Annotated in this window: 2 protein-coding genes and 1 tRNA gene; 2 read left to right on the top strand and 1 reads right to left on the bottom strand. The window is 56.2% G+C overall.

The window, feature by feature from the left end:
- The first annotated feature begins 13 nt into the window (after positions 1 to 13).
- Positions 14 to 2,674, top strand: coding sequence for an ATP-binding protein (locus NW820_RS07870; protein ID WP_414407165.1), 2,661 nt, complete (start codon positions 14 to 16; stop codon positions 2,672 to 2,674).
- Positions 2,675 to 2,687: 13 nt separating this feature from the next.
- Here NW820_RS07870 and NW820_RS07875 read toward each other — a convergent pair.
- Positions 2,688 to 2,760, bottom strand: a tRNA-Arg gene (locus tag NW820_RS07875).
- 486 nt (positions 2,761 to 3,246) lie between these two features.
- Between NW820_RS07875 and NW820_RS07880 the strand changes: the two genes are divergently transcribed.
- A complete protein-coding gene (locus NW820_RS07880) occupies positions 3,247 to 3,684 on the top strand; it encodes a hypothetical protein (protein ID WP_414341644.1) in 438 nt (145 codons plus the stop codon).
- Positions 3,685 to 3,829 lie beyond the last annotated feature (145 nt).

A 3,829-nucleotide genomic window follows, 5' to 3' on the forward strand; every position in this document is an offset into this window, starting at 1 on the left:
TCTGGTGAGGGAGATGGCTTCAACTCGATACCGCCTGGTGCCGGTGCGGCCAGGAGACGGCAGCTTTTATCCAGAGCATCTCTATTTGGCCTTAGAAGCCACCCAACTGGGCTATTGGCAACTGGATTTGCGCACCTGGGAGTTGATTGCCTCTCCCCAATGCAAGGCCAAATACGGGCTGGATCCCGGCCAAGATTTCACCCTGGAAGTGTTTTTGCAGCACGTTCACCCGGAAGATCGCCAAAGGGTGAAAGAAGCTTTGCAGACGGCTGGGCCCAGGGCGGTAGAGGGGGATCCCAACTTTTCGGTGGAATATCGGGTTTACCAGGCCGACGGCCAGATGCGCTGGCAGCTTTCCCAGGGGATTGTGCTCTTGGGGCCGAAAGGGGATCCCGGCCAGGTTGTCGGGGTGACCCTGGACATCAGCGAGCGCAAGCAATTAGAGATCACCTTGGCCGAGCGAGAGCGCCACTATCGCCAGCTCCTGGAAGCCCTGCCCGACATGCTGCTTCGTCTGGATCGCCAGGGCCGATGTCTGGAGTTCAAGCCGCCCAGCCATTTTTCTGTCCCCCATCCCCCTGCCTACTACCTGGGCAAAACTCCTGAAGAGCTGTTTCCTGATACCGGTTGCACCGGTGGGGCGGAACCCATAGCCCAAGCCATTCGCGAGCATCTGGAGCTGGCCTTGGCAACCCGGCAAGCTCAAGAGATCGAATACCCCTGCCCAGAGGGATCCCCTCAGCCCCAATATCGGCAGGCTCGCATCGTCCCCTTTGGGGAAGATCAAGTCCTGATGATCATTAGAAACATCACCCCTCGTAAGCAAGCCGAGCTGAAGCTGCAGCGGCAATTGCAGCGAGAAAGACTGTTTAATCAGCTCATTCAGGCCATCAACACCTCTCTGGACTTACCCACCCTATTTGATGTGGCGGTGCGGGAAGTGGGGGCAGTGTTGCAGGCAGCACGAGTTACCCTTTATCAGTACCTGCCCGCTGAGGCCGTGTGGTTGGGCATTGCCAGCCATAGCCGATTTCCTAATTTGCCCAACAATCTGAACCTGCGACTGCCGGATAGCAGGGATTTTATGGTTTTCGATCATTTGAAACGGCTGCAAATTTTTCATGTCCAGGATCCGGAGCAGATTGCCGATCCCTTTGCCATTTATGAGAAGCGAGAATACCAACTGGGCCCTTGGCTGGTGATCCCGGTGGCTTGTCAGGAACAAATGTGGGGCGGGCTATCGCTGCGGCGCCTGACCTCAGATCCGGATTGGCAAACCGACGAGATCGAGTTGGCCAAGGCTATCGGGGAGCACCTGGCAGTGGCCATTCAGCAGGCAGAGCTTTATCAAAAGCTGCAACAGACCAATGCCGAATTGGATTACCAAGTACGGGTGCGCAATGCAGAGCTCGAACAAGCTTACAACGACGAAGCGCTCCTCCAGCTCATCACCGAAGAAATTCGCTCCACTTTGGATGAACAAAAAATCTTGGAAACGGTAGCCCGAGAACTGGCCCTGAGCTTGAACCTATCCAATTGCACCATTGCCCTTCATGACCCAGAGCGGCAGGTCAGCGTTTTGGCGGTGGACTATTTGGCCGGAGAAGGGATCCGGCGCTTCCCCCTGGAGGTTTCGTTTGCGGATTTCGCCCATGTGCTTCGTCAGCTCCAGCGCGGACAGCTTTGCCACTTCAGCAATCTCCATCACCCCTGCTGGCCCAACCACGACCGCTGTACCCTGATCGTCGCCCCCATCTGTGAAAAAAGGGATCTGGCAGGGCAAGACGAGGAACTGCTTGTTTTGGGGAATATTTGTGGATCCCGTCCACCGGGGCAGATATTTACCGAGCGGGAACAACGGCTTATCCAACGGGTAGCCGGCCAATGCGCCCTTGCCATTCGCCAAGCACGTCTTTATCAAACGATCCAGCGTCAGGTGCAACAGTTGCAGGAGCTCAACCAACTCAAAGATGAGTTTCTGCACATGGTCTCCCACGAAATGCGCACACCTCTCACCAACATGAAGCTGGCCATTGGGTTTTTATCCAAAGCCAACCTAACCGAGCGGGAAAGGCGCTACTTTCAAATTTTGGAGATGGAGACCAACCGCGAGCTGGAGTTAATCAACGACCTGTTGGAATTGCAAGCCCTCGAATCCGGAAACAAAGTCCTCAGACTTACCTGTTTATCTCCCCAGGAATGGATCCCCAATCTTGCCGAGCCCTTCCGGCTGCGGGCTGCCCAACAGGGCCAACAGTTCCAGGTGGAATGGGATCCCGACCTTTGGCCCCTCTGCACAGATGAGAGCCTCTTGTCGCGGGTGGTTGGCGAGCTTTTAAACAATGCGTGTAAGTACACCCCCACTGGGGAAAGCATCTATTTGAGTGTGAGCCAGGCTAACTCCAATGGCCGTCCCGGCTGGCTGATCACGGTGCGCAATACAGGGGTGGAAATTCCTGCAGAAGCGTTGCCCCGCCTTTTTGAAAAGTTCTATCGCCTCCCCCAGTTGGATTGCCGCAACGCCGGGGGAACGGGCTTGGGTCTATCGCTGGTTCAAAAGGCAGTGGAGCTGCTGCAGGGATCCCTGCGGGTAGAAAGCCACTCTCGGCAGGTGATGGTTCAGATGTGGTGCCCCCATCAGGGCAGCTTGTCGGAAACCCCAAGCAAGGCTTAGAGGGCAAGGCCAGCGCCTTGCGCAGGACTCGAACCTGCAACCATCGACTTAGAAGGTCGGTGCTCTATCCTTTGAGCTAGCAAGGCCGAAGAAAAGGGTGCAGAGCCATTATATCCCCGACCCAGTTCCCATTCTCTGACCCCGACCAACCTGCCTCTGACCTTGAGTTCTGCATTGTTGCTTGGGCAAATTGCGCGGTTTGCCTTAGGGAGCCGGGTCGGGATCCCTTCACCATGGGAATGTTGGTTTTCGCTCAGGATATGAACGTCAAAGAGATCGTCTGCCAAGCTCTTGGAACGGGACGTCTGGGCGTCTCTCAGGAAACTTGACTGTACGGATAAGGAAGACTTGCAGACGGCAGATGCTTTGAGCAGATGCTTTGATCAGTGCCTTTTTGGATGGCGCTGTGCAGCGGGAGAGCCACAACTGGGCTCCCTGTGCATCGATCCCTTAAAATGGGCGAGCCGAAAGCAGAAAAGTACTCGTTTGAGTTCGAGGATCCCATGCAACCGAGCTATTGCGTCGGAGATAAGTCCAAAATGGGTGTTGAGGTGTCGAAAATTGGGATCCCCATGCCCTTGCTCCCTGATCCTGGCTCAGCTGCGGAAAAGAAAGCTGCCTCTGGCACTCAAGCTCTGTCTCCGGCAGCCAAGCGCCTGTTGCGCCTCTACCACGGCGGTAGCTTCATCTTTCTGGGCCTGTTGTGGCTGGTGGTCGGGATCCCCAGTCTCTGGGCTTTGCGAGCGGATATAGCCCGCCTGTGGGATTACTTTACTTGGACGGGCCTGCGATATGCCTTGTTTCACCGCCCAGGATGGCCGACTTTGGGGTTGTTGCTCTGTGTCAGCTTCACGATGGGGATCCTGATCGCCCAAAGCCGCTATGAGCTGTTCGGCCTGTATCCGGTGGAGCGTCTCATGCTGGAGCAGCAATCCCGCTGGATCCTATCCTTGCCGGTGTGGCATCCGCTGCGGCGCTGGTTGGTGCGCAGGTTGGATACTCAAGATTAGGTTTTGGCTGCTACTTGGGATCCCTGCCGGCACCGAGGCAAAATCTCGTTTGCGTGCGGGTAAACTACCCGACTCCGACCGCTAAAGCGTTACGGAGCGGGCTTTCAGTAGCCCTGAGCCTGCTCTGCTCTACCAGAGAACAAAA

Origin of the sequence: Synechococcus sp. R55.7, assembly GCF_047461955.1 — a bacterium.
In the GTDB taxonomy this organism is placed as follows: Bacteria; Cyanobacteriota; Cyanobacteriia; order Thermostichales; family Thermostichaceae; genus Thermostichus.

Excerpts from the sequence above, each read along its gene's own strand:
- NW820_RS07870 (WP_414407165.1), top strand. The coding sequence starts at position 14 with ATGGCTTCAACTCGATACCGCCTGGTGCCGGTGCGGCCAGGAGACGGC.
- NW820_RS07880 (WP_414341644.1), top strand. The coding sequence starts at position 3,247 with ATGCCCTTGCTCCCTGATCCTGGCTCAGCTGCGGAAAAGAAAGCTGCC.